Raw genomic sequence first — 24,952 nt, 5'->3', positions numbered from 1 at the left:
GGCCAGTCGTGGGTACTCCTTGTCATTTTGCTTTGTTTGAACTGCAGCCGGGCTTCAATCTGGACCTCGATCAGTTGGCCACGCGTTACCGTGAGTTGGCGCGTGGTGTGCACCCGGACCGCTTTGCTGATGCTTCCGAGCGTGAGCAACGCTTGGCCCTTGAGCAATCCGCCAGCCTCAATGAGGCGTATCAGACACTCAAAAGCCCCTCTAAACGTGCGCGCTACTTGCTCGCGATGAGCGGTGGTGACATGCCCCTTGAAGTCACGGTGCATGACCCCGAGTTTCTGATGCAGCAGATGCAATGGCGCGAAGAGCTTGAAGACCTGCAAGACGATGCCGATATAGCGGGTGTTGCCGCATTCAAACGTCGTCTTAAAGCCGCTCAGAACCAATTGAACGAAAGCTTCGCTGCCTGTTGGGATGATGCTGCACAGCGTGAGCAGGCTGAACGCCTGATGCGCCGCATGCAGTTCCTCGACAAGCTCACCTACGAAGTGCGCCAGTTAGAAGAGCGCCTCGACGATTAACCCAGTGCCGCCACGGTTGCACGCCTGATATACAGATAAGTCCTGATCACAATGGCCCTACTGCAGATCGCCGAACCCGGCCAAAGTCCTCAACCGCACCAGCGTCGTCTGGCTGTGGGTATCGACTTGGGTACTACCAATTCGCTGGTCGCTGCATTGCGCAGTGGTCTTTCTGAGCCGCTGGCTGATGCCGAAGGTCGAATCATCCTACCTTCTGCGGTGCGTTATCACGCAGACCGCGTCGAGGTAGGTGAGTCCGCACGCCTGGCGGCCTCCAGTGACCCTTACAACACCGTGTTGTCAGTCAAGCGCTTGATGGGTCGTGGTCTGTCCGACGTCAAGCAATTGGGTGAGCAACTGCCTTACCGCTTTGTCGGCGGTGAGTCGCACATGCCGTTCATTGACACCGTACAAGGCCCGAAAAGCCCGGTAGAAGTGTCGGCGGACATCTTGAAGGTGCTGCGCGAGCGCGCCGAAAAGACCTTGGGTGGTGAATTGGTCGGGGCGGTGATTACCGTTCCTGCCTATTTTGACGATGCTCAACGTCAGGCCACCAAAGATGCTGCGCGTCTGGCCGGGCTGAACGTGTTGCGCCTGCTCAACGAGCCGACGGCTGCGGCAGTGGCTTACGGTTTGGATCAGCAGGCAGAAGGCGTTGTTGCGATCTATGACTTGGGTGGCGGTACGTTCGATATCTCGATCCTGCGTTTGACCGGCGGTGTGTTTGAAGTTCTGGCCACGGGGGGCGACAGCGCCCTGGGCGGCGACGACTTTGACCACGCTATTGCGAGCTGGATCGTCGAGCAGGCCGGTTTGTCGGCGGACCTTGATCCGGGGGCTCAGCGCCAGCTGTTGCAAATTGCCTGCTCGGCCAAAGAGGCGCTGACCGATGCGTCCTCGGTGCCGGTCAGCTATGGCGATTGGCAGGCAGTGCTGACCCGTGATGCCTTCAATGCATTGATTGAGCCGATGGTTGCGCGCAGCCTCAAAGCCTGCCGCCGCGCTGTGCGCGACGCCAATATTGAGCTTGAAGATGTTCAGGCGGTGGTGATGGTCGGTGGTTCGACCCGTGTGCCGCGTGTTCGCGAAGCGGTGGCTGAGATGTTTGGCCGTGAGCCGCTGACGGACATCGATCCGGACCAAGTGGTTGCCATCGGTGCTGCGATTCAGGCAGATACCCTGGCGGGCAACAAGCGCGATGGTGGCGAGTTGCTGCTGCTTGACGTGATTCCCTTGTCGCTGGGTCTGGAGACCATGGGCGGCCTGATGGAAAAAGTCATTCCGCGTAACACCACGATCCCGGTGGCCCGTGCGCAAGACTTCACCACTTACAAAGATGGCCAGACGGCCATGATGGTTCATGTGCTGCAAGGCGAGCGTGAGCTGATCAGCGATTGCCGCTCTCTGGCGCGCTTTGAGCTGCGCGGTATTCCGCCGATGGTGGCGGGTGCTGCGAAAATCCGCGTGACCTTCCAGGTCGACGCCGATGGCTTGCTCAGTGTCTCGGCCCGCGAGTTGGGCTCGGGTGTTGAGGCCAGTATTCAGGTCAAGCCGTCGTACGGTCTGACTGATGGCGAAATCGCCAAGATGCTCAAAGATTCGTTCCAGTACGCCGGTGACGACAAGGTTGCCCGCGTCCTGCGCGAGCAGCAAGTTGATGCCCGGCGCTTGATCGAGGCTGTGCAAGCCGCCCTTGAGGTCGATGGCGAGCGTTTGCTGGATGCCGAAGAGCGCATGGTCATCGAGCTGCAAATGCAGGAATTATCCGAATTATTAGAAGGCACCGATGGCTATGCTATCGAGCAACAGACCAAGCGTCTGTCGCAAGTGACCGATGCTTTTGCTGCCCGCCGCATGGATTTGACCGTCAAAGCCGCTCTGGCGGGGCGCAACCTGAATGAGATTGAGGAATAACAATGCCGCAGGTCATTTTTCTGCCCCATGAGAAGTTCTGCCCGGATGGCCTGGTCGTAGAGGCTGAGCCCGGCACTTCGATCCTTGAGTTGGCGCATGAGCACCACATCGAGATGGAAAGCGCCTGTGGCGGCGTCTGTGCCTGTACCACGTGCCATTGCATCATTCGCGAAGGTTTCGACTCGCTCGAAGAAGCCGATGAGCTCGAAGAAGACTACCTGGACAAAGCCTGGGGGCTGGAAGCGCACTCGCGTCTGGCGTGCCAGGCGCTTGTCGGTGAAGAAGACCTGACCGTCGAAATCCCGAAATACTCACTCAACCATGCTGCCGAAGCGCCGCACTGATTCAAGGAATTGTCATGAGTCTGAAATGGGTTGATGTACAAGAAATTGCTATACAGCTGGCTGAAGCTCACCCGGATGTTAATCCGCTGACGGTGAACTTCGTCAAGCTGCGTAACCTGGTTATGGCGTTGCCGGAGTTCGACGACATCCCGGATCGCGGCGGGGAGAAAGTCCTCGAAGCCATTCAGGGTTTGTGGATCGAAGAGGCTGACTAAGCCCGCAACGTTCGTAATTATGCAATACCCAAGAACCCGCGTATAATTCGCGGGTTTAATTTTTCGCTTAAATCACTGTTTCTGGAGTTACACCATGGCTGTTCAACGTACTTTCTCCATCATCAAGCCTGACGCCGTTGCTAAAAACGTTATCGGCAAGATCGTTACTCGTTTCGAAGACGCTGGCCTGAAGGTTGTAGCTTCCAAACTGAAGCAACTGTCCAAAGCAGAAGCTGAAGGCTTCTACGCTGAGCACAGCGAGCGCGGTTTCTTCGGCGACCTGGTTGCTTTCATGATCTCCGGTCCAGTTGTTGTTCAGGTTCTGGAAGGCGAAAACGCTATCGCTCTGAACCGTGAGCTGATGGGCGCTACCAACCCTAAAGAAGCAGCTGCTGGCACCATCCGTGCTGACTTCGCTGAATCCATCGACGCTAACGCTGTTCACGGTTCCGACTCGGAAGCAGCCGCTGCACGCGAAATTGCTTACTTTTTCGCAGCTACTGAAGTAACCACTCGCTAAGCATTGGCTTGTGAGTGAGGGTGAAGACATGATTGCAACGACTGGCAAAACTAACCTGTTGGGTCTGACTCAGCCGGAAATGGAGAAATTCTTCGACTCAATCGGGGAGAAGCGTTTCCGTGCCGGTCAGGTCATGAAGTGGATTCACCACTTTGGCGTCGATGATTTCGACGCCATGACTAACGTCAGCAAAGCCTTGCGCGACAAGCTCAAGGCTATTGCTGAGGTTCGTGGACCTGAAGTCGTCAGCGAGGACATCTCCAGCGATGGCACCCGTAAGTGGGTGGTGCGCGTTGAGTCCGGCAGCTGCGTCGAGACCGTTTATATTCCCCAGGGCAAACGCGGCACTTTGTGCGTTTCGTCCCAGGCTGGCTGTGCCCTGGATTGCAGTTTCTGCTCCACCGGCAAGCAAGGTTTCAATAGCAACCTCACCGTGGCCGAAGTCATTGGCCAGGTGTGGATTGCCAACAAATCCTTTGGCAGCGTCCCGGCAACCATCGACCGAGCCATCACCAACGTGGTGATGATGGGCATGGGTGAGCCGCTGCTGAACTTCGACAACGTGATCGCCGCCATGCATCTGATGATGGATGATCTGGGTTATGGCATCTCCAAGCGCCGGGTGACCTTGTCTACCTCGGGCGTGGTGCCCATGATCGATGAGCTGTCCAAGCACATCGACGTGTCCCTGGCGTTGTCGCTGCACGCACCAAACGACGAACTGCGCAGTCAGTTGGTGCCGATCAACAAGAAATACCCGCTCAAAATGCTGCTTGAGTCCTGCCGCAACTACATGTCGAGCCTGGGCGAAAAGCGTGTTCTGACCGTTGAATACACCCTGCTTAAAGGCGTCAATGACCACGTCGATCACGCGGTACAAATGATCGAACTGCTCAAGGATACGCCGTGCAAGATCAACCTGATCCCGTTTAACCCGTTCCCGCATTCGGGCTATGAGCGTCCAAGCAACAACGCCATTCGCCGATTCCAGGAACTGCTCCAGCAAGCGGGTTACAACGTGACTGTGCGCACTACCCGTGGTGAAGACATCGACGCGGCTTGCGGGCAGTTGGTCGGTCAGGTCAATGACCGCACCCGCCGTAGCTCGCGCCTGATCGCCGCACGCGAACTCAATGCTGAGACTGATCTGGCGCAAAACGCTGCGGCTCAGCCCTGAGAGAGGAAACCTATGATCTTGCGCGCTGCGCTCCCTGTCCTCATGGTCGGCCTCTTGGCTGGCTGTGTCTCATCGGGTGATTCAAACCCGTTGAGCAGCGACAAGGGGCGTGAAGAAGCGCGCCAGGCCTATGTTCAGCTAGGGCTTGGTTATCTCCAGCAAGGGATGGCCGAACAAGCCAAAGTCCCCCTCAGCAAAGCCCTCGAACTCAACAAGACGGACCCGGACACTAACGCCGCACTGGCCTTGGTGTTTCAGTACGAAATGGAGCCGGTGCTTGCAGAGCGGGCGTTCCAGACGGCGTTAAGCGGGCGGCCGACTGACACGCGAATCATCAACAACTACGGCAGCTTCCTGTTTGAGCAACAGCGCTATCAGGACGCTTACCGCCAGTTTCTAAAAGCCTCAGCAGATAGCCTGTACCCTGAGCGTTCGCGTGTTTACGAGAACCTTGGGGTGACCTCGCTCATGCTGGGGCAGCGTGAGGTGGGGCGCCAGCAGCTTGAAAAAGCCTTGCGCCTGAACCGTCAGCAACCCCGTGCACTGCTCGAAATGGCTGAGATGTCTTACGAAGACAGGCATTATGTGCCAGCACGTGACTATTACGATCGTTTTAGCCTGCTTAGCGGGCAAAATGCACGTAGTCTATTGCTCGGTGCGCGACTGGCGACTGTTTTCGATGAGCGCACCTCCACAGCCAACTATGGCCAGCAACTACAACGACTCTATCCCGGCACGCCGGAATATCAGCAATACCTGTCGGAGCAATGATGAAAGCGGCGCAACCCGAAGTTCTAGCAGCGACTCGTGTCAATCCCGGTGAGACCTTGCGTCTGGCCCGTGAAAACAATGGATGGACCCTGGCTGAAGTCGCCCTGAAACTCAATCTCACGGCCAGTTCCTTGAGCAACCTTGAGACGGGAGCGTTCGACAAACTGCCGGGCCATACCTTTGCCCGTGGTTACATCCGCGCCTATGCCAAATTGCTTGGCATGGACCAGGCCAGCCTGGTGCATGAGTTCGACGTGTACACCGGCACCGATGCCAACGGCAGCAATGTGCACAGCCTGGGGCGTATTGAAGAGCCCGTACGCGTGTCGCATACCATTTTGCGCATCATTAGTTTGTTACTGCTCATTGCCGTCCTGGGCGGTGGTTTTTTCTGGTGGCAGGACCAAACGTCCATGCGCGCCAAAGACCTGATTGGTCTGGCACCCGAGCACGTAGAAGTTGAAGGCGCCGATGGCACCACCCAGATCCATCCGCTCGATGAGCCGGAAGACCAGGCGGTGGCCCAGGCCAATGTAGAAGGCGAAGCCGCGCCGCAACCGTCGGCTGAGCAAGCCGCCAGCACTGACCTGCCATTGCCTGCTACCGGGGCTGCTTCAACGCCAGCAGCACCAGCCACTTCAGTGGCCCCTGTGCAGCCAGCGGCTCCAGCCGCTGCCACGCCAGTTGCTCCGGCTGCCGTACCCGCTACCCCACAAACCGCCAGCACCGCGCCCGTTGCGGGTGCCGGCAAGGTCAATATCAACTATGTCGCTGATTGCTGGTCTCAAGTCACTGATGGCAACGGCAAAGTGCTGTTCAGTGGTCTTAAACGCAAGGGCGACACGCTTGATGTGACCGGCAAGCCGCCTTTCAGCGTCCGCCTGGGCTATGCCCGCGGCGCGCAGGTGACCTACAACGGTCAGGTTGTGGATGTGGCTCCTTTCACCAGTGGCGAGACCGCTCGCCTGAAGTTAGGTCAATAAGTCATGCACGGCGAATCACCAATTAAACGTCGCGAATCGCGCAAAATCTGGGTTGGCTCGGTACCGGTAGGCGGCGATGCCCCTATTGCTGTACAGAGCATGACCAACAGCGACACCAATGATGTGGCTGCAACAGTGGCGCAAATCAACCGCCTGGAAGCTGCGGGCGTCGATATCGTCCGGGTTTCTGTGCCGGACATGGACGCCGCTGAAGCCTTTGGCCGTATCAAACAGCTGGTTAAAGTGCCGTTGGTCGCCGACATCCACTTCGACTATCGCATCGCACTGCGCGTGGCGGAGCTGGGCGTGGATTGCCTGCGGATTAACCCGGGCAACATCGGTCGCGAAGACCGCGTGCGTGCGGTGGTCGATGCTGCCCGCGATCGCGGTATTCCGATCCGTATTGGCGTTAACGCCGGTTCGCTCGAAAAAGACCTGCAAAAAAAATATGGCGAGCCGACACCGGCCGCATTGGTTGAGTCGGCCCTGCGTCACGTCGAGCACCTGGAACGCCTGAACTTCAAGGATTTCAAAGTCAGCGTTAAGGCTTCCGACGTGTTCATGGCCGTTGAAGCCTACCGCCTGCTGGCCAAAGAAATCGTCCAGCCACTGCACTTGGGCATCACTGAGGCGGGTGGTTTACGCTCTGGCACAGTGAAATCTGCCGTGGGCCTAGGTATGCTGCTCGCCGAGGGAATTGGCGATACCATTCGCATCTCGTTGGCAGCAGACCCGGTCGAGGAAGTAAAAGTCGGCTACGACATCCTCAAGTCCCTGCATTTACGTTCACGTGGCATAAACTTCATCGCGTGCCCAAGCTGTTCCCGGCAGAATTTCGACGTGGTGAAAACCATGAACGAACTGGAAGTTCGTCTTGAAGACTTGCTGGTACCGCTGGATGTGGCGGTGATCGGTTGTGTGGTCAACGGTCCCGGCGAAGCCAAAGAGGCACACGTAGGGTTGACCGGCGGCACGCCCAACCTGATTTACATCGATGGCAAACCGTCGCAAAAATTGACGAATGAAAACCTGGTGGACCAGCTTGAAAAGCTGATCCGGCAGAAGGCGGCCGACAAGGTCGAAGCTGACGCAGCCGTTATCGCGCGCGGCTAACCAAACGAATTAAGGATTTTTTGTGAGCAAGTCTCTGCAAGCCATTCGTGGCATGAATGACATCCTGCCCGAGCAGACGCCGCTATGGCGCTACTTCGAAGGCACGGTTGCGCGTTTGCTGGATAACTACGGTTACAAGCAAATCCGTATGCCTATCGTCGAGTTCACCGAGCTGTTTAAACGCTCGATTGGTGAAGTCACCGACATCGTCGAAAAAGAGATGTACACCTTCGAAGACCGCAACGGCGATTCGCTGACCTTGCGCCCCGAAGGCACGGCTGCCTGCGTACGTGCTGTGCTTGAGCACGGCATCACCGGCGGCGGTCAAGTGCAAAAACTCTGGTACATCGGCCCGATGTTCCGCCACGAGCGTCCACAAAAAGGCCGTTATCGCCAGTTCCATCAGATTGGGGTTGAAGTGTTCAACCTGGATGGACCGGACATCGATGCCGAGCTGATCCTGCTGACCTGGCGCCTGTGGGGCGAACTGGGGATCCGTGATGCGGTCAAGCTTGAGCTCAATAGCCTGGGCACCAGCGAAGCCCGTGGGCGCTACCGTGCCGCTCTGGTTGATTACCTGTCCTCGCGCCTGAGCGAGCTTGACGAAGACAGCCAGCGCCGCCTGAAAACCAACCCGCTGCGTGTGCTCGACACCAAAAATGCCGACACTCAAGCGGTGTTGGTCGACGCGCCGAAACTGGTCGATTACCTCGACGAAGAATCCCGTGTGCACTTTGAGGGCCTGAAGGCTCGCCTGGATGCTGCCGGTATTCCCTACGTGATCAATCCCAAGCTGGTGCGTGGCCTCGATTACTACAGCAAAACCGTGTTTGAGTGGGTTACCGACAAGCTCGGTGCCCAGGGCACGGTGTGTGCTGGCGGTCGCTATGACGGTCTGGTTGAACAAATGGGTGGCAAGCCAACACCGGGTGTTGGTTTCGCCATGGGTATCGAGCGTCTGATTCTGCTGCTCGAAACCCTGGAGCAAATCCCTGAAGAAATTGCGCGGCAGGTGGATGTTTACCTGTGTGCTTTCGGTGAGGCCGCTGAACTGGCTGCCTTGGCCTTGAGCGAACGCGTCCGTGACCAGTTGCCAAACCTGCGCCTGCAAATCAATGCCGGTGCTGGCAGCTTCAAGAGCCAGTTCAAAAAGGCTGATAAGAGCGGTGCGCTGTTTGCATTGATTCTGGGTGAAGACGAATTGGCCCAGCAGGTGGTAGGTGTCAAACCCCTGCGTGGCCAGGGCGAACAACAAACTATTGCCTGGGATGCTCTTTCCGAGCACTTGGCCACCTGCATCGTGCAGGGTTGAAGCGGGTTAACAGCCGATTTATCGAATAAGGAGTGTTGGGGTGTCGAGTAACGATGATGATCAGCTGGGCGAGTTGAAAGACTGGTGGCAGCGCAACGGCAAACCCCTGGTCACTGGCGGCTTGCTGGCGCTGGTGGTGGTGTTCGGCTGGCAGGCTTGGCACAAATATCAGACGAACCAGTCGCAGGGTGCGTCGATTCTCTACCAACAATTGCTTGAAACCGCACTGACGCCTACCGGGCAGCCAGATGCGGGCCGTGTGGCCGAGTTGGCCAACAAGTTGAACAGTGAGTACGGCGGTTCTGCCTACGCGCAGTTTGGCGGTCTGTTTGTGGCCAAAGTGGCCGTAGACACCGGCAAGCTGGATGACGCGGCCACCGAGCTCAAGGCGATTGTCGACAAACCGGCAAACCCGACCCTGGCTGAAGTGGCGCGTCAGCGTCTGGCTCAGGTGTTGGCAGCACAAGGCAAGGCAGACGAGGCCTTGAAGTTGCTGGACGGTGACTCGGACAAAGCATTCCTGGCCAGCCGTGAAGAGCTCAAAGGCGACCTGCTGGTACAGCAAGGCCGCACCGATGACGCACGCGCTGCCTACGAAAAAGCCAAGGCTGCACTGTCTGATGAGGCAGCAGTAGGTGGCTTACAAATCAAGCTCGATGACCTGGCCAAAGGGGATGCGTGAAGTGATGCGTTGGAAACATGCGGCATTGCTGGCTCTGGTCGTTTTGGCCGCGGGTTGCAGCAGCAACAGCAAAAAAGAACTTCCGCCAGCTGAGCTGACGGACTTCAAAGAAGAAGTCGTTCTGCAAAAGCAGTGGGACCGTTCGATCGGTGACGGCCAGGGTAAAACCTACAACATGCTGACGCCAGCGGTTGAAGGTAATACCATCTACGCCGCTGACGTGAACGGTATCGTGATGTCGCTCGACCGCATGAACGGCGACGTTCAGTGGAAGAAAGACCTCGAACTGCCTGTTTCCGGCGCAGTGGGTGTTGGCTATGGCCTGCTCATGCTCGGCACCCTGCAGGGTGATGTGATTGCCCTCGACGCCAGCACCGGCGAAGAAAAGTGGCGCGCTCGCGTTAACAGCGAAGTGCTTGCACCGCCTGCCAACAACGGTGACGTTGTGGTGGTTCAGACCCAGGACGACCACCTGATTGGCCTGGATGCGTCCACCGGCAATCAGCGCTGGATCTACGACAGCACGCCGGGTGTTCTGACCCTGCGTGGTACGGGCGCACCGTTGGTGACCAATCATCTGGCAATTGCGGGTCTTTCGACCGGTAAAGTCGTTGCTCTGGATACCCAAAACGGCGTGCCGGTATGGGAAACCCGTGTGGCTGTGCCACAAGGCCGTTCGGAACTGGAGCGCATCGTCGATATTGACGGTGGTCTGCTGTTGTCCGGTGGCACCTTGTACGTCGCCAGCTATCAGGGCCGCATGGCGGCACTGGAACTGGAAAGCGGCCGTGTGCTGTGGCAGCGTGATGCTTCCAGCTACGCGGGTGTCGCCCAAGGTTTTGGCAACGTCTACATCAGCATGGCTTCCGGCACCGTAGAAGGCGTTGACGAACGTTCGACCACCGTCCTGTGGAGCAACGATGCACTGGCCCGCCGTCAATTGTCGGCACCAGAAGTCTTCTCCAGCTATGTCGCCGTTGGTGACTTCGAAGGCTATCTACACCTGTTGAGCCAGGTTGATGGCCGCTTTGTTGGCCGTACCCGCATTGACAGCGACGGTCTTCGGGCGCGTCCGCTGGTGGTCGGTGACATGATTTACGTGTTTGGTAACAGCGGCAAACTGGAAGCCCTGACCATTCGCTAAGGCGTCTATGCTTGAGACTCTAGAGTCTCAAGCAGCCTTGCTCTTGCAAGGTTTGCGGCACACTTGTGCTGTTCCGAACTCTGGCCGCTGCCTTGCAGCGGCTTTTGTATTTTCTGAAATAACGAAGTGGAGAGCCGCATGGTTCCCGTAATCGCCCTGGTGGGCCGACCCAATGTCGGCAAGTCCACCTTGTTCAACCGCCTGACCAGGACTCGCGACGCCATCGTCGGCGACTTGTCCGGTCTGACCCGTGATCGCCAATACGGTGAGGCCAAGTGGCAAGGGCGTTCCTACATTTTGGTCGACACCGGCGGTATCTCCGGTGACGAACACGGTATGGACGAAAAAATGGCCGAGCAGTCGCTGCTGGCCATCGAAGAAGCTGATGTCGTTCTGTTCCTGGTAGATGCCAAAGCGGGTTTCACTGCCGCTGACCAGATGATCGGCGAGCACCTTCGCAAACGTAACAAGCGCTCTTATGTCGTCGCCAACAAGGTCGACAACATCGACCCGGACATGGCGCGTGCCGAGTTCGCACCCCTGGGCATGGGTGACGCGATTCCTATCGCTGGCGCACATGGCCGTGGTATTACGCAATTGCTGGAAATTGCCCTGGGTGATTTCCCGCGTGATTCTGAAGAGCCAGAAGAAGGCGAAGAAGAAGTCGTTCTCGAAGGTGAGGAAGCCAAGCGCATTCCTGGCCCAAGCGAAAAAGACGGTATCAAGATCGCCATCATCGGTCGTCCAAACGTCGGTAAATCGACGCTGGTTAACCGCATGCTCGGCGAAGACCGCGTTATCGTTTATGACCAGCCCGGCACCACGCGCGACAGTATCTACATCCCGTTCGAGCGTAACGACGAGAAGTACACGCTGATCGACACCGCCGGTGTGCGCAAGCGCGGCAAGATCCACGAAGAAGTTGAAAAATTCTCCGTGGTCAAAACCCTGCAAGCGATCAAAGACGCCAACGTGGTGATCTTTGTGATGGACGCCCGTGAAGGCGTGGTTGACCACGACCTGAACCTGCTGGGCTTTGCCCTGGAAGCGGGGCGTGCGCTGGTTATCGCGATCAACAAATGGGACGGCATGACACCTAGCGAACGCGAGTTCGTGAAGGTCGAACTGACCCGTCGCCTGTTCTTCGTTGACTTCGCCGACATCCACTTCATCTCGGCATTGCACGGCACTGGCGTGGGTAACCTGTACCAATCGGTGCAGAACTCCTTCAAGTCGGCTGTAACGCGCTGGCCGACCAACCGTCTGACCCAGATCCTTGAAGACGCGGTCAGCGAGCACGCGCCACCAATGGTTAACAGCCGCCGGATCAAGCTGCGTTACGCCCACTTGGGTGGGGCTAACCCGCCGATTATCGTGATCCACGGTAACCAGGTTGAGAAGGTTCCGAAGTCTTACGTGCGTTACCTCGAAAACACCTACCGTCGTGTCTTGAAGCTGGTCGGTACACCGATCCGCATCGAGTTCAAAGGTGGCGAGAACCCGTACGAAGCCAACAAGAACTCCTTGACCGACCGCCAGGTCAACAAGAAGCGCCGCATGATGTCGCACCACAAAAAAGCCGACAAAAAGCGTAGAGACAAGCGCTAACACGCTGAAGAGGGTTCCTTTGGGGGAATGCTGCTTGTGTAGGAGCGAGCTTGTCTCGCGATCTTTTGAACGTTTGAAAGATCGCGAGGCGAGCTCGCTCCTACAGTTCAGATTGCAGGTGTCTGCACTGACTGGCATCACACCTTTAGGAGCCCTTTTTCGTGTCTGGCGTTTGGGCTATTCTCGCTAGGTCCTGTGCCGTAGTCAGAGCCGGGAACTCATCAGGGAACGGCCATGATTATCAGCAAGTTGCCGAATGTCGGCACCACCATCTTCACGCGCATGTCGCAACTCGCGGCTGAAACCGGCGCGCTCAACTTGTCTCAGGGTTTTCCTGACTTTGATGGCCCGCAAGCGTTGCGCGATGCCGTCGGCCAGCACATCGCCAGTGGCCATAACCAATATTCACCCATGACCGGCTTGCCCGCCTTGCGTACACAAGTGGCGGCCAAAATTGCCCGTAGTTATGGCGTGCACGTGGATGCCGATACCGAGGTGACCATCACCCCGGGCGCTACCCAAGCCATCTTCTGTGCCATCCAGGCGGTGATTCACGCCGGCGACGAAGTCATTGTGTTCGACCCGTGCTACGACAGCTATGAACCTTCGGTCGAGTTGGCCGGCGGTCGTTGCGTGCATGTGCAGTTGGGGCTCGACGACTTCTCCATCGACTGGCAAAAACTCACCGACGCGCTGACCCCGCGCACCCGCATGATCATCCTCAACACCCCGCATAACCCCAGCGGTGCGTTGATCAGCCGTGCAGAGCTGGACCAGTTGGCGGCCTTGATCGCCGATCGCGACATCTACCTGATCAGCGATGAGGTGTACGAGCATCTGGTGTACGACGGCGTGCCTCACGTCAGTGTTTTGTCGCATCCCGAGCTGTACCATCGTGCTTTCGTTGTCAGCTCGTTCGGCAAAACCTACCACGTGACAGGCTGGAAAACCGGTTATGTGGTGGCGCCGCCCGCGTTGACCGCCGAGTTGCGCAAGGTGCACCAATACGTGAGTTTTTGCGGTGTGACGCCGTTGCAATACGCATTGGCCGACTATATGGCGGCCGTCCCCGAGCACGTTGAAGAACTGCCCGGGTTTTACCAGGCCAAGCGTGATCTGTTCTGTGATCTGTTAAAGCCATCGCGTTTTACCTTCACACCGGTAGCAGGTACGTATTTCCAGTTGGTCGACTACGCTCACATTCGTCCGGACCTCAATGACGTCGACATGGCCGTATGGCTGACCCGTGAACACGGTGTGGCGACCATTCCGGTGTCGGTGTTCTACCAGACCCCGCCCGAAGGGCAGCGGCTGGTCCGTCTGTGTTTTGCCAAACGCGAGGAGACGCTGCGCGAAGCAGCAGAGAAACTATGCGTGATCTAAGTGGTTTACCCGATTTAACCCTGGCGCTGGTGCAAACCACTTTGGTGTGGCACGACCGTCAGGCCAATTTCGAGCACTTCGAAGAGTTGCTTGAGCAGGCCCGTGGCGCAGACCTGGTGGTGTTGCCAGAAATGTTCACCACCGGTTTCAGCATGGAGTCCGAGACCCTCGCCGAGCCAGAAGGCGGGCCGACTACAAAGTGGTTGCGAGCCCAGGCGGCAAAACTCAATGCGGTGGTGACTGGCAGTGTCATTGTCCAGGCGGCAGACGGCAGCCACCGCAACCGCCTGCTGTGGGCGCGGCCTGATGGTGAAGTGCTGCACTACGACAAACGCCATTTGTTCCGTATGGCTGGTGAGCACGAGCACTTTACGCCGGGCGAGCGGCAGGTTCAGTTTGAGGTCAAAGGCTGGCGTATCCGCCCGTTGATTTGCTACGACTTGCGCTTCCCGGTGTGGAGCAGCGACCCCCATGACACAGACTTGCTGCTCTACACGGCCAACTGGCCGGGTGCGCGCCGTTTGCACTGGAACCGCCTGTTACCGGCCCGAGCGATTGAAAACCTCTGCTACGTCGGCGCGGTAAACCGCGTCGGGACCGATGGCAAAGGGTTGGTCTACAGCGGCGACAGCCAGATCCTCGACTTCCAGGGCGAAACCTTGCTCAGCGCGGGCGAGGCCGACGGCGTGTTCCAGGTCAGCCTGAGCGCGAGCGAATTGGGCGCTTACCGTGAACGTTTCCCGGCGTACATGGATGCTGACAACTTCGACCTGAAGTACTGATACACCTCGCGATCTTTTAAAAGATCGCGAGCTGCGTACGCCCGTAGCAGTTGACGAGCCTTGCGAGGCTACGTCCGGCTGCGCAGCAGTCGCAAAACCTGTGCACTGTATCTCCTGAAAAAATCAAAAGATCGCAGCCTGCGGCAGCTCCTACAGGGGATCATGTATCGCAGACATTCCCTGTAGCAGTTGACGAGCCTTGCGAGGCTACGTCCGGCTGCGCAGCAGTCGCAAAACCTGTGCACTGTATCTACCTGAAAAAATCAAAAGATCGCAGCCTGGGGCAGCTCTTATCAAACATGAAATAAGTGATTGATTCTAAAGACTCTGTAGGAGCGAGCTTGCTCGCGATCTTGGCTTTTGATCTTGATCTAAGAGGCCCCGTTAAACCACGCTGGCCGAGCGCAGGTTTTGCGCAGAGGGTAACCCGGCAGGACGCCGGGTTAGCCGCGACACGGCCAGGGATGGCCGATCGCGGCGGCCCTCGGAGCAAAGCCTGTGGTGAGGGCATGCCGAGCCTAAGCGAGGCACCGAGGGGTTGGGGCAAAAAGCGTTTGGCCACTTTGCGCTTTTCAAAGTGGCACGGCGTAAGGCCGGAACCCTAAGTGGCCGTTGCCGCAGCAATGGATATGTACAAAAAATCAAGAGCCCCCTCACCCTAGCCCTCTCCCGAAGGAGAGGGAACCGATTGGGGGATGCTGAAGATATTCGCTGTCCTGTTTGCTGCGCGACAGCGCGGCGTCGTAGACGGTGCGGCAGCTCCTGCAGGGGATCATGTATCGCAGACATTCCCTGTAGCAGTTGACGAGCCTTGCGAGGCTACGTCCGGCTGTAGTCGCTGACGAGGTACGAAGGCTGCGAAAGATAAAAAGATCACGAGGCAAGCTCGCTCCTACAAAAAAACCAACAAAAAAGGCCCTGAGGTTCGCACCTCAGGGCCTTTTTGCGTTTCAGCAGACGTTTATGCAGCTTTAGCGTCGGCTTCGCTCAGTGAGCGGTTCAGGGCGCTGAACAGGGCCTTGAAGCTGGCGGTGGTGATGTTTTCATCAATACCGACACCGTGCACAGCACGTTCACCATTCACACGCAGCTCGATGTAAGCAGCGGCCTTGGCGTTGGTGCCAGCACCGATGGCATGCTCGTTGTAGTCCATGATTTCAGCTTTGACCGGCAGGCCGGCAACCAGGGCTTCCAAGGCGCCATTGCCTTTGCCGTTCCAGCGCAGGTTGGTCTCGCCAGCACCCTTGGCCGACACTTCAACTTCAACTGCGCTGTGGCCGTTTTCTTCCTGCAGGCGATGGCTAACCAGCGCGTACGGGGTGTTGGCCTGCAGGTACTCGCTGTGCAACAAGCTGTGGATCTGCTGCGCGGTCATTTCAAGGCCAAGACGGTCGGTCTCGCGCTGAACCACCTGGCTGAATTCGATCTGCATGCGGCGTGGCAAGCTGATGCCGTATTCCTGCTCCAGCAGGTAAGCAATCCCGCCTTTGCCCGACTGGCTGTTTACCCGAATCACGGCCTCGTAGCTACGGCCAATGTCTGCCGGGTCGATCGGCAAGTACGGCACTTCCCACAGTGCGTCGGGCTTCTGTTGGGCGAAGCCTTTGCGGATGGCGTCCTGGTGCGAGCCCGAGAACGCGGTGTGGACCAAGTCGCCCACATACGGGTGGCGAGGGTGAACCGGGATTTGATTGCACTCTTCAACGACTTTACGCACGCCGTCGATGTCAGAGAAGTCCAGTTGCGGGTCCAGGCCTTGGGTGTACATGTTCAGTGCCACGGTCACCAGGTCAACGTTACCGGTACGCTCGCCGTTACCGAACAGGCAGCCTTCGACGCGGTCTGCACCGGCCATCAAGCCCAGCTCGGTGGCGGCCACACCGGTGCCACGGTCGTTGTGGGTGTGCAGGCTGATGATCACGCTGTCGCGTCGGTTGATGTGGCGACCGAACCATTCAATCTGGTCGGCATAAATGTTCGGGGTGGCGCACTCAACGGTGGCAGGCAAGTTGAGGATCACTTTGTGCTCAGGTGTCGGATTCCAGACCTCGATCACCGCGTCACACACTTCCTTGGCGAACTCCAGTTCTGTGGCGCTGAAGGTCTCTGGGGAGTATTCGAAAGTCCACTGGGTTTCTGGCTGTTGAGCGGCATATTTGACGAACAGCTTGGCCGCGCTGACGGCGATTTCTTTGATGCCGTCCTTGTCCTGATTGAATACGATGCGGCGGAACGACGGCGAGGTCGCGTTGTACAAGTGGACGATGGCTTTTTTCGCGCCGCGCAGCGATTCGAATGTCCGTGCGATCAGGTCTTCACGGCCTTGGGTCAACACCTGAATGGTGGTGTCGTCCGGGATGTGGCCGTCTTCGATCAACGTACGTACGAAGTCAAAGTCGGTCTGCGAAGCGGCCGGGAACGACGCCTCAATTTCTTTTACGCCAACGCTGACCAAGGTCTTCCAGAAGCGCAGTTTTTTTACTGCATCCATCGGCTCGATCAGCGACTGGTTGCCGTCGCGCAGGTCAGAGCTGCACCAGATAGGCGCTTGGGTGATGGTTTTCGATGGCCAGGTACGGTCAGGCAAATCAATGACCGGGAAGGCGCGGTATTTGGAAGAAGGGTCTTTGAGCATGGTCATCAGGCAATCCTTTAATGTGCGGGCCGTATAGCGAAAAGTGGCTCGCTGAAGAAATACAAAGCAGGGGAGGACGAGGCAGCGCGTTTCAGCTTTGCAGTCGTGCACTGACGAGGCAGAGGCTTCGGTGCTGGCGTAATTGAATGAGGGTGTGAGGTGTTTTCATAGGCTCAACCCTAACCATTGCGTCAGAGGTTGGCAAGCGGCCTGAAAAACATTAGGAGAATTGCGCGTTTAAAGCAAAAAATCGAATTTATATGGCGCCTTCAGCTATAAGTAGTGAAAAAAATTGTTCAGATAATGCGTAAGGCATTCATCTTGTGCTGCAAAAGTATTTCGCTAGTTGCCCAAACCCGGCCAGCTAACGGACTGGCCGGTTACTGCTCTAGGTCCGGCAAATAAAGCCCTGTGTGAGACCGTACGGCGGTGTGTTCTGGACGCCTCCCACAAAGGTCAAGAGTTTGCCCTCGGCCCGTGCATTGGTGAGCGCCAGGGATAAGGGTGACAACGGGTTTTTATTGATCATAAGAGTGACCGCATCCTCCAGCTCGATGACAAGCGCCAGCTCCGCTCCGACCGCCCTGTGCAACTGCATGAAGTTGATGGTTTGCATACCTGATCGCCTGAACACCAACTCACTGACCCCGGGGATGTCCGCATAAATGGTGTAGCCGAGCCGCTGAAGCAGGCTACGCATGACTTCATTGAGTCCAGTGGCAGTGCTCAGTTTTAATAAATCGCCGGCTTTCAATGAGAAGTCGATCCGGTCAAACCAGGTCGGTGATGCTCGTGTTCGAACCAGCAACGTTTTAGGGCGAATGCCCAAAGCTGGCGTCAAGAGGGCCAAGGGATCACGCAATGCTCCGGAGCCATGTGTCAAATGGCCGGTAAACCAGCCATACAACGTTTCGGTCAACGTGCGCATACGGGTTTGTGTAAGCAACCAGGTGCTGCTGTCGGACAACATAAAAAGACGCTTGGCCACTACCTGTGCAGAGTCGGGCGTCAGGCCCGGCAGAGACTTGAGGACGTAATGCCAGATCGGTTTTTGCAGCAGCGGCTCCTTGATCGCCCATGCTCCTCTCTCAAATTCGGCCAGGCGCGGTTGCAAGTACTTGTTTTTCAAGATCAGCTTTTCCAGTTGCTCATAGGTTGAGATCACCTGACCAGGTTTTTTCAGGTACACCTGTAAATCCAGTTGCCGGTTGCCCTGAGGCAATATGTCGAACCACTTGCTGTCTTTTTTAATCACTCGAAGATTAGAGCCGCTGCCTATTTCAGAAATGGGCGGATTCAGACTGACCGGGATGTAGGTATCTCCGGGAGCCGTTCGAGCCCAGTTTTGCCACTCGTCACTGCTGACAGTGCCCGGTGCGTAAGTGCTGCTGGAGGGAACCGGTTGAGTCGGTTTTGGTTGTACCGGTTCATCATCCAGGATGGGGCGCTTGCGTTTGTTGCTTAACGGGACGGCTCTAGAAGTATCGGGCTGAGGGGTGAGAGCTTGCGCGGGGGTACCATCGAGCCCTTCCTTGAGAAAGTGCTGGGCCCACCGAGGTAACTCTTTATGTGCGACCAGGAACTCGGCCAGAGCAAGCTCCATCTGGACACGACGAGGGGCAGGAAACTGGTACTGATCGAGCAGTTTTTTGGCTTCTTCCAAGCTCAAGCGTGGTAAAGCCTCGCGCACCCGGAACGTGGCCAGCGAATATTTTCCGCCCCCCAGCAAGCTCAACTCCGGTGTGCCGATACGCCACAGGCCATCCGTGCCCTGACGAATCGGAGAGCGGTACCAGGAGCGTGGTCGACGCATGTCCATCACTCGCCAGGTCAGGCGGTCAGTGTCATACACCACCTGAAACCAGTGTTTTTGCTGATTAATAAAGTATTGGGAAAAACCACCGTGCTTAGGAGGTCTTTCATAGATTCCCGCATAGGCACCATCTGTACGTTTGGTTAGCCCTTCCACGCCCTGCTTGTAGGCCAGTTTCGGATGCAGGGCCAAAGTGCCTTTCGCGGGTAATTTGGCGATAGTCGTTCCAATGTCCACCCCTGCATCCACCCAACGCTCAATCATCCCGACAAAATGCCCGATGGCCTCGCTCTGATTGCCTCGCTTCAGGGCATCAAAGCCGTGCCACATCTCGGTCAAACTGCGCCCTAGGGCAATCATGGCCGTGATTTCAAATGGCAGAATAATCGTGATGATATCCACCGCTGTTTCAATGCCGCTCCACACGGCCAGACGGTCGCTTTCAGTCGTCGACAGGCTTAATGCATCTGCGCTGGCCAAGGCATGCTCGATCTCAGCCAAACACGTTTGCTCTATGAAGTTTCCGGGAATCGCCGCGTCCCGAACATCGACCGCTCTGAGCCCTTCAGTCACAAGCTGCTGGACTCGGGCTTGAGCGCCCTCGCTGACTCGTCCAATCAGATAGCTGGCCATCGCAGGGGCATTGAGGAACTTATTCGCCATGTGCGAGCGATTTTCATACTCGCGAAAACGCTTTCCGTCAGGCGCTTCAGGGGTATAAACGACCATAGCGCTGACGGACGGCAGCGGTTGCGCTGTGATGAGGTGCAAGTGCGCCGGGTCAGGCTCAAATGCGCCAGAGGGCGGTGCCAGAATGATCAGCACCCCGCGCACAGTCGCTTCACCGATCAACAGCTGATGAACCTTCAAGCGATGCCCTTCAACGATGGCGGGTTGCTGCGGGTCATCGACCTCATTGAGAACAGCCTCAACCCAGCGATAACCACGGTCCAGGCGATCAGGCGAATAGTCACCGGATATCTTCGCTTCAAGCGCATCAACGCGCATCTGCGCGATCAGCAGTTGGGCGGCAGTATCGCGCCGAGAGATGGCTTGGGGAGAGTTGATAAACCGGTCGCGCAAGAAGGCATCATAATTGTCGCCGATATTGACCGTGCGAACGATGTGCTTGATTTGTGCTGCGCTCAGGTCGTCCATCCGCGGACCATCAGGGCTGCCCGTTGTGACAGAAGCGGTCAATGCATAGTCAATGTCCAGCTTGCCGACGTTCTCCAGAGCCAACTGCGACAGTGTTCGGGACGTACTCACCAGCCTGATGGACGGGCCCGTACGCGACAGGCTATTCACGGCCGTGTAGGAGGACGTGGCATGGGCACTGATCGGGATAATCGGCCCGGAGCCGCGCTCGGCCGCCGTTGTGGTGACAAAGACGGTGTCGGGGTCAACGATCAGACCGTATTCTGCCTGGATATAGTCTTGTATCTGATCACGGGCATAGCGCAGTAAAAAGGCTTTGTCTCCGTATTGATACGCTGAAGGCTCGCCATTTTCCTGGGCAATGAGACGCATGGTTCGGTAATACGAAGACGCCTCAAACCAGGCCTGACGATCACTGTCGTTGGCTTTGAGCAGCCATTCTCGGGTTTTTTTTTCTAAAAACTTGGCAATGCGTGCATTGAGAGCATTCGCCTGATTGAAGCGCGGCAGGTAGTCCAGCGTATGCTCAAGGTGCTCACCCAACTGGGCGGGCGAGACCGTTTTGGCTAACGACAATGCGTGTTCAAGATTGGCCTGACGCTGATCGTTATGCACCTTGAACCAATAGTCGAACACTGAGTCGTGAATCTCCTTAAAGGTGAATTCAAGCGACGTATCCGCCTTTTCAGCCAGCGCCTGAACCCGCATCAGATCAGTAGGTGCCAAGAGTTCCAGTAATGATTCGAACTCGGTGATTTGCGTGTGGCGGCGGTTCAGCTCGACCTCTAATGCCTGCAATGAAGCAAAGCCCTGCAAACCGCCTGAAGGGGTGTACAACACGGCTTCACCGGCATTGGCTTTGGCGTTGATCTCTACTTCTGTCGTTTTGTCAGAAAGGCGAGTCATGCCTGATGCGTCAAGGGTTGCGGAGCCGTCGCGTGCGGTCATGACCCAAGCTCCCGCAAACACAATTGGTGGTTCTTTTGACTCGCCCTTGAGCGTCAGGGCATAAACAGCCGGGCGCGAACTGACCGGGAGCGCAGCCCGGGTGCTCAGCGAGGGGTAACGCATTACATGATTGATCAGTTGTACCTGGCCCGGTGTCAGCGTGGCATCGTGGGACAGCAGTTCGGTTTCTGCCTTGAGCACGTCTTTGAGCTTGTCGAGCAGCCAGGATTTGCGCGATTGAGTTCCGGTTTGGCTGCTGTTGTCTTGCCAAAACTGCGTCGTGTGGGTCTTGCAGTCACTGCTAAAAAAACGTCTCCCGCGAGATATGAAACTTTGCAAGTCGCCCACCTTCACAGTGACGGGCGATGAATCGTCCACGACCTCAAGCGTGGCCTTCAGCAGGTTGTATTCCGGAGCATGCCCGTCACACAGCGCCTGTAACAGGACATCGAGCACACTGGCGCGCTGCGTATCACCCTCTTCACTGATCAGCAAACGCTCAGGATCAAGCGTTTGCGTGGCGTGGGTAAAAGTAGCCTTCAACTCGCTGTGTATAAATGATTGGAGGGTGGGTTGCTCAGCCAGCAGGGTCTGGATCTGAGTGTCGATTTGCACCCATTTTTTGACACGGTCTTGTTCGTCTTGGGCGCTGACTGCAATCAGGTCGGCGCTCAAGTCTTGCGATAAATGAAATACATCACTCATGGAGTACACCTCACAGAATAGTTGTGAGGAGTATCTGCCCCGGCTCAATCGCGCCTGACATACATAACTAGTGCATGGAGATTTGCCCACGACCAGTGGCCAACCCCCGTGTATTCGCTAAGGCTGAAAGGCTCCAATAAAGATCGCCGGGTCCACGCGGGCGTCGTTCAAGCTGACGTTCCAGTGCATGTGCGGCCCGGTGGCGCGGCCGGTTGAACCGACTTTGCCCACCACATCGCCACGCGCCAACTGCTGGCCAAGCTTGGCGTCGATTTTCGACATGTGGCAGAACATGCTGATAAAGCCCTGGCCATGGTCGACAAACACGGTGTTGCCGTTAAAGAAGTAATTGCCGATCAAGATGACTTTGCCCGCTGCCGGGGTTTTGATCGGTGTGCCTGCGGGCACGGCGAAGTCGAGGCCCGCATGGGGGTTGCGCTCTTCGCCATTGAAGAAGCGGCGCACGCCAAACTTGCTCGACAGCGGGCCGTTGACGGGTTTGTCCAGCAGCAAGTTGCTGGGCGTGTTCGGGCTGAAGGTGCGGTACGCCTTGATCTGCACCGCCAGTTCGTTGTCGATGCGTTTGAGGTCGTCCGGGTTGGGGTTGACCTGACGCTGGTTTTTCAGGGTGATGTGCTGCTCGGGGTACTTTTTGTTGCCCACGTTGAAGCTCAGGCTTCGGCCGTTGGCATTCAGTGTTTGCGTACCCGGCTTGACGGTCAGCGGGATACCGACAATGGCGCGCCAGGTGTCTTGCTCTTTGACCACCAACACCGGTTTGCCGTCGTATTTGGCCTCGGGGCGTTGCGCGCCGGTGCCCAGGTCGATGACCGCCACGCCGCCCGGTACTGGCTTGTTGAGCAGTCGGGTGATGTAGCTGTCGGCGGCCGAGGCATTGAAAGCAAGGCACAGCAATAAAGCAGCAGTTAAAAAGCGTGGCATCAGCTCAATCCAGTAAAGAAAGGGTCACGGGTGTCAGGTGGTTGTCTTCAACCCGCACCTGCAATTCGCCTTCGCCCAGTCGTGCCTTCAGACGCTGGCCATTGTGGGTCTGTTCGGCGCTGCGAATAGCGTTGCCGCGCTCATCGAGCAAAATACTGTAGCCGCGACCCAAGGTGGCCAGCGGGCTGACCACGTGCAGGGTTTGCATCTGGCTGTGCAGCGTCAGGCGACGGGCCTTGAGGCCTTCGCGCATGGCTCGTGGCAGGCGCTCGGCAAGGCTGTCCAGGCGCTGGCGGAGTAAGGCTAGCTGACGACCCGGATGCTGCGCTGACAGGCGTGTTTCGAGACGTATCAAGCGCTCACGGCGGGTATTGAGGCTGCGCTCAAACGCGCGGCGCATGCGCATGTCCAGGTCATCGAGGCGCTGTGCCTGCTGGCGCAGCCGTTCACCCGGATGGCGCAGGCGCCGGGCCAGACCATCAAGGCGCAGGCGGTCGCGCATCAGGCGATCGCGGATACGCATGACCAGTCGGCGCTGCAGGCTGTCGACCCGGTGTTGCAGGTCGCTGGCGTCCGGCGCCAGCAATTCGGCCGCAGCAGACGGCGTCGGCGCCCGTACGTCGGCAACAAAGTCACTGATCGACACATCGGTTTCGTGCCCGATGGCACTGACGATCGGCGTCACACAGGCGTCCACCGCCCGCGCAACGGCTTCCTCGTTAAAGCACCAGAGGTCTTCGAGCGAGCCGCCGCCACGGGCCAGAATCAAGGCGTCAAAGCCCCGCGCATCGGCCAGCTTTAGCGCCCGGACAATTTGCGCGGTGGCTTCGCGGCCCTGCACAGCAGTGGGGATGAGGGTCAGTTCTACTTGCGGCGCACGGCGGCGGAACACGCTGATGATGTCGCGGATCACCGCCCCGGTTGGTGAACTGATAATGCCGATGCGCTGCGGGTGAGCCGGCAGCGGGACTTTACGTTCGGCACTGAACAAACCTTCGGCGCTGAGCTTCTCTTTAAGGGCATCAAAGGCCAGGCGCAATGCGCCGTCACCGGCAGGCTCGACGGTGTCGAGGATCAACTGGTAATCGCCGCGCCCCTCAAACAGCGACACCTTGCCGCGTACTTTGACCGCCAGGCCGTCTTTCAGCGCCTGGCGTACCCGTGCGGCGTTGTTGCGAAACAACGCACAGCGCACTTGGGCACCGCTGTCTTTAAGGGTGAAGTAAATATGCCCAGACGCCGGGCGGGCAAGGTTGGAGATTTCGCCCTCGACCCAGATATTGCTGAACACGTCTTCGAGCAAGACCCGCGCGCGGCCGTTGAGCTGGCTGACGGTCAGGACTTCCCGGTCGAGATTGAGTCGTGCAAAGGGATCTTTAATCATGCCGGCCATCATAAGGGCGGATTGTTTTGACTGCACCTGCTGGTTAAAGTCCGCGCTCCAAAAATAAGGAAGCGCAGCAATGGATTTGCCTTTTACCGGCGGTGAGTGGGTGTTGATTGAGCTGGCCGTAGCGCTGGCTTACATCGTGTTTGGTGTGGCGGGGTTTGGTACGGCACTGGTGGCCGGGCCCATTTTGATCCTGTGCCTGCCGCTGTCGAAGATTATCCCGCTGCTGGTGCTGCTGGATTTTGTCGCCGCCTTTGGCAACTGGTTGCCCGCCCGTCGTGACGTGGCTCGCCCGGAGTTGCTGCGCTTGCTACCGTGCATGGCCGTTGGTTGCATCATCGGTGTGGTGTTTTTGCTCAACCTGCAATCGGACCTGTTGCTGCTGTTGATGGGCGTGTTTGTTAGCGCCTATGCGCTGTACAGCCTGGCGGTAAAAGTGCGGCCCAGCCAAGTGGCGGCGGGGTGGGCGGTGCCGATCGGGGTCATAGGCGGGTTATTTGGTGCGCTATTTGGTAGCGGCGGCTTTTTATACGCGCTGTACCTGAATGCACGGCTGAACAAGGACGCGGCGCGGGCCACGCAAAGTGCGTTGATCAGTTGCAGCACCGTGGTGCGTTTGAGCTTGTTCGTGATCGCGGGTGTGTACACCGACGGCGAATTGTTGTGGTTGGCCGCCTTTCTGTTACCGGCCATGGCGCTGGGGCTGTGGATAGGGCGTAAACTGGCGATCAAATTGTCCCGCGAGGCCTTTGTCCGGCTGGTGACCTGGCTGGTGCTGGCCAGCGGCGTTGCGCTGATTGCGCGCTACTTGAGTGCTTGATTTCTTGTAGGAGCGAGCTTGCCTCGCGATCTTTTAAACGACCAAAAGATCGCGAGGCAAGCT

20 protein-coding genes are annotated in these 24,952 nt (G+C 57.5%); 16 read left to right on the top strand and 4 right to left on the bottom strand.

Annotation, left to right across the window (positions count from 1 at the left end):
- Window positions 1-8 precede the first annotated feature (8 nt).
- The 15 genes from hscB to QMX84_RS01000 all read left to right on the top strand — a co-directional run bounded on the left by hscB (window position 9) and on the right by QMX84_RS01000 (window position 14,478).
- Window positions 9-530 carry a co-chaperone HscB gene (gene hscB, locus QMX84_RS01070; RefSeq protein WP_262126434.1) on the top strand — a complete coding sequence of 174 codons (522 nt, stop codon included), beginning with the start codon at window positions 9-11 and terminating at the stop codon, window positions 528-530.
- 51 nt (window positions 531-581) lie between these two features.
- On the top strand, window positions 582-2,444 hold the full coding sequence (hscA, locus tag QMX84_RS01065) for a Fe-S protein assembly chaperone HscA (RefSeq protein ID WP_153336026.1): 1,863 nt from the start codon (window positions 582-584) through the stop codon (window positions 2,442-2,444).
- 2 nt (window positions 2,445-2,446) lie between these two features.
- Window positions 2,447-2,788: an ISC system 2Fe-2S type ferredoxin gene (gene fdx / locus QMX84_RS01060; RefSeq protein ID WP_048367090.1), complete on the top strand. Its 342-nt coding sequence runs from the start codon at window positions 2,447-2,449 to the stop codon at window positions 2,786-2,788.
- Window positions 2,789-2,802: 14 nt separating this feature from the next.
- Complete coding sequence (gene iscX, locus QMX84_RS01055; protein WP_153389539.1) at window positions 2,803-3,003, top strand: Fe-S cluster assembly protein IscX; 201 nt, start codon at window positions 2,803-2,805, stop codon at window positions 3,001-3,003.
- 94 nt (window positions 3,004-3,097) lie between these two features.
- Complete coding sequence (gene ndk / locus QMX84_RS01050) at window positions 3,098-3,523, top strand: nucleoside-diphosphate kinase (protein WP_019408668.1); 426 nt, start codon at window positions 3,098-3,100, stop codon at window positions 3,521-3,523.
- A 28-nt stretch (window positions 3,524-3,551) separates the two neighbouring features.
- On the top strand, window positions 3,552-4,700 hold the full coding sequence (gene rlmN / locus QMX84_RS01045) for a 23S rRNA (adenine(2503)-C(2))-methyltransferase RlmN (RefSeq protein WP_048367086.1): 1,149 nt from the start codon (window positions 3,552-3,554) through the stop codon (window positions 4,698-4,700).
- 12 nt (window positions 4,701-4,712) lie between these two features.
- Window positions 4,713-5,471 (top strand): type IV pilus biogenesis/stability protein PilW, encoded by a 759-nt coding sequence (gene pilW, locus QMX84_RS01040; RefSeq protein WP_153336028.1) that lies wholly within the window; start codon window positions 4,713-4,715, stop codon window positions 5,469-5,471.
- On the top strand, window positions 5,471-6,454 hold the full coding sequence (locus QMX84_RS01035; protein WP_282362885.1) for a RodZ family helix-turn-helix domain-containing protein: 984 nt from the start codon (window positions 5,471-5,473) through the stop codon (window positions 6,452-6,454). The genes pilW and QMX84_RS01035 overlap by 1 nt, the downstream gene beginning before the upstream one ends.
- A gap of 3 nt (window positions 6,455-6,457) precedes the next feature.
- Window positions 6,458-7,567 carry a flavodoxin-dependent (E)-4-hydroxy-3-methylbut-2-enyl-diphosphate synthase gene (gene ispG / locus QMX84_RS01030; protein WP_019408672.1) on the top strand — a complete coding sequence of 370 codons (1,110 nt, stop codon included), beginning with the start codon at window positions 6,458-6,460 and terminating at the stop codon, window positions 7,565-7,567.
- Window positions 7,568-7,589: 22 nt separating this feature from the next.
- On the top strand, window positions 7,590-8,879 hold the full coding sequence (gene hisS / locus QMX84_RS01025; RefSeq protein ID WP_262126437.1) for a histidine--tRNA ligase: 1,290 nt from the start codon (window positions 7,590-7,592) through the stop codon (window positions 8,877-8,879).
- 40 nt (window positions 8,880-8,919) lie between these two features.
- Window positions 8,920-9,561 (top strand): tetratricopeptide repeat protein, encoded by a 642-nt coding sequence (locus QMX84_RS01020; protein ID WP_048367082.1) that lies wholly within the window; start codon window positions 8,920-8,922, stop codon window positions 9,559-9,561.
- Complete coding sequence (gene bamB, locus QMX84_RS01015; RefSeq protein ID WP_153336037.1) at window positions 9,554-10,705, top strand: outer membrane protein assembly factor BamB; 1,152 nt, start codon at window positions 9,554-9,556, stop codon at window positions 10,703-10,705. The genes QMX84_RS01020 and bamB overlap by 8 nt, the downstream gene beginning before the upstream one ends.
- A 138-nt stretch (window positions 10,706-10,843) precedes the next feature.
- Window positions 10,844-12,313: a ribosome biogenesis GTPase Der gene (gene der / locus QMX84_RS01010; protein ID WP_262126438.1), complete on the top strand. Its 1,470-nt coding sequence runs from the start codon at window positions 10,844-10,846 to the stop codon at window positions 12,311-12,313.
- Between the two features lie 234 nt (window positions 12,314-12,547).
- Complete coding sequence (locus QMX84_RS01005; RefSeq protein WP_262126439.1) at window positions 12,548-13,696, top strand: pyridoxal phosphate-dependent aminotransferase; 1,149 nt, start codon at window positions 12,548-12,550, stop codon at window positions 13,694-13,696.
- Window positions 13,684-14,478, top strand: coding sequence for an amidohydrolase (locus QMX84_RS01000; protein ID WP_282362884.1), 795 nt, complete (start codon window positions 13,684-13,686; stop codon window positions 14,476-14,478). Before QMX84_RS01005 ends, QMX84_RS01000 begins: the two co-directional genes overlap by 13 nt.
- Before the next feature lie 961 nt (window positions 14,479-15,439).
- Here QMX84_RS01000 and leuA read toward each other — a convergent pair.
- The 4 genes from leuA to xseA all read right to left on the bottom strand — a co-directional run bounded on the left by leuA (window position 15,440) and on the right by xseA (window position 24,063).
- A complete protein-coding gene (gene leuA / locus QMX84_RS00995) occupies window positions 15,440-17,119 on the bottom strand; it encodes a 2-isopropylmalate synthase (RefSeq protein ID WP_048367074.1) in 1,680 nt (559 codons plus the stop codon).
- Between the two features lie 382 nt (window positions 17,120-17,501).
- A complete protein-coding gene (locus QMX84_RS00990) occupies window positions 17,502-21,707 on the bottom strand; it encodes a DUF6543 domain-containing protein (protein ID WP_282362883.1) in 4,206 nt (1,401 codons plus the stop codon).
- Between the two features lie 147 nt (window positions 21,708-21,854).
- Window positions 21,855-22,679, bottom strand: coding sequence for a peptidoglycan DD-metalloendopeptidase family protein (locus QMX84_RS00985; protein ID WP_262126442.1), 825 nt, complete (start codon window positions 22,677-22,679; stop codon window positions 21,855-21,857).
- Between the two features lie 4 nt (window positions 22,680-22,683).
- Entirely contained in the window at window positions 22,684-24,063 is a 1,380-nt protein-coding gene (gene xseA / locus QMX84_RS00980) for an exodeoxyribonuclease VII large subunit (protein WP_262126443.1), read from the bottom strand.
- Window positions 24,064-24,142: 79 nt separating this feature from the next.
- Here xseA and QMX84_RS00975 point away from each other — a divergent pair, with 79 nt between their 5' ends.
- Window positions 24,143-24,889 (top strand): sulfite exporter TauE/SafE family protein, encoded by a 747-nt coding sequence (locus QMX84_RS00975; RefSeq protein ID WP_282362882.1) that lies wholly within the window; start codon window positions 24,143-24,145, stop codon window positions 24,887-24,889.
- Window positions 24,890-24,952: the final 63 nt, after the last annotated feature.

This window comes from Pseudomonas sp. PS01297 (assembly GCF_029959305.1).
GTDB lineage: Bacteria > Pseudomonadota > Gammaproteobacteria > Pseudomonadales > Pseudomonadaceae > Aquipseudomonas > Aquipseudomonas helleri.
This window is presented reverse-complemented; position numbering and strand designations above follow the sequence as displayed.

Excerpts from the sequence above, each read along its gene's own strand:
- QMX84_RS01035 (WP_282362885.1), top strand. The coding sequence starts at position 5,471 with ATGAAAGCGGCGCAACCCGAAGTTCTAGCAGCGACTCGTGTCAATCCC.
- xseA (WP_262126443.1), bottom strand. The coding sequence starts at position 24,063 with ATGATTAAAGATCCCTTTGCACGACTCAATCTCGACCGGGAAGTCCTG.
- ispG (WP_019408672.1), top strand. The coding sequence starts at position 6,458 with ATGCACGGCGAATCACCAATTAAACGTCGCGAATCGCGCAAAATCTGG.
- QMX84_RS01000 (WP_282362884.1), top strand. The coding sequence starts at position 13,684 with ATGCGTGATCTAAGTGGTTTACCCGATTTAACCCTGGCGCTGGTGCAA.
- fdx (WP_048367090.1), top strand. The coding sequence starts at position 2,447 with ATGCCGCAGGTCATTTTTCTGCCCCATGAGAAGTTCTGCCCGGATGGC.
- QMX84_RS01005 (WP_262126439.1), top strand. The coding sequence starts at position 12,548 with ATGATTATCAGCAAGTTGCCGAATGTCGGCACCACCATCTTCACGCGC.
- leuA (WP_048367074.1), bottom strand. The coding sequence starts at position 17,119 with ATGACCATGCTCAAAGACCCTTCTTCCAAATACCGCGCCTTCCCGGTC.
- der (WP_262126438.1), top strand. The coding sequence starts at position 10,844 with ATGGTTCCCGTAATCGCCCTGGTGGGCCGACCCAATGTCGGCAAGTCC.
- hscA (WP_153336026.1), top strand. The coding sequence starts at position 582 with ATGGCCCTACTGCAGATCGCCGAACCCGGCCAAAGTCCTCAACCGCAC.
- QMX84_RS00975 (WP_282362882.1), top strand. The coding sequence starts at position 24,143 with ATGGATTTGCCTTTTACCGGCGGTGAGTGGGTGTTGATTGAGCTGGCC.
- iscX (WP_153389539.1), top strand. The coding sequence starts at position 2,803 with ATGAGTCTGAAATGGGTTGATGTACAAGAAATTGCTATACAGCTGGCT.
- QMX84_RS00985 (WP_262126442.1), bottom strand. The coding sequence starts at position 22,679 with ATGCCACGCTTTTTAACTGCTGCTTTATTGCTGTGCCTTGCTTTCAAT.
- rlmN (WP_048367086.1), top strand. The coding sequence starts at position 3,552 with ATGATTGCAACGACTGGCAAAACTAACCTGTTGGGTCTGACTCAGCCG.
- pilW (WP_153336028.1), top strand. The coding sequence starts at position 4,713 with ATGATCTTGCGCGCTGCGCTCCCTGTCCTCATGGTCGGCCTCTTGGCT.
- bamB (WP_153336037.1), top strand. The coding sequence starts at position 9,554 with ATGCGTGAAGTGATGCGTTGGAAACATGCGGCATTGCTGGCTCTGGTC.
- ndk (WP_019408668.1), top strand. The coding sequence starts at position 3,098 with ATGGCTGTTCAACGTACTTTCTCCATCATCAAGCCTGACGCCGTTGCT.